The sequence below is a fragment of the Verminephrobacter aporrectodeae subsp. tuberculatae At4 genome, assembly GCF_000193225.1.
Lineage (GTDB): Bacteria > Pseudomonadota > Gammaproteobacteria > Burkholderiales > Burkholderiaceae_C > Acidovorax > Acidovorax aporrectodeae.
This window is the reverse complement of sequence record NZ_AFAL01000270.1, coordinates 1-467: the sequence shown is the minus strand read 5'-3', so window position 1 is coordinate 467 and position 467 is coordinate 1. Positions and strand designations below refer to the sequence as shown.

1 protein-coding gene is annotated in these 467 nt (G+C 73.4%); it reads left to right on the top strand.

The genetic code is table 11. The features are described 5' to 3' along the window. On the top strand, positions 1-467 hold a 467-nt coding region (locus VTU_RS0106380; RefSeq protein WP_010102280.1), incomplete at both ends, for a uroporphyrinogen-III C-methyltransferase.

Genomic DNA, 467 nt, shown 5'->3' with positions numbered 1-467 from the left:
CGAGGCCCGCAGCATGGCCCGGCAGGCCGAAGAACTGGTGCGCGACACGGCGGCGCGCCTGTCCGTCGCCGAAACCCGGCTCGGCGAAGTGGCGCTGCAGCGCAGCCAGCTCGAAGAGCTCATGCAGAGCCTGTCGCGCTCGCGCGACGAGAACCTGCTGGTGGACGTTGAATCCGCGATCCGGCTGGCGCAGCAGCAGGCGCAGCTCAGCGGCAGCCTGGAACCCCTGGTGGCGGCGCTCAAGAGCGCGCAGCAGCGCATCGAACGCGCGGCGCAACCGCGCCTGACCCCCGTGCAGCGCGCCATCGGCCTCGACCTCGACCGCCTGTCGCGGGCCAGCGTGACCGACACCGCCGGCCTGCTGGCCCGGCTCGACGAACTGGTGCGCCAGGTGGACGAACTGCCCGTGCAAAACGCCGTGGTCCAGGCGGGCGCCACCCGGCGCGGCGCGGCGCAGACGTCGATCG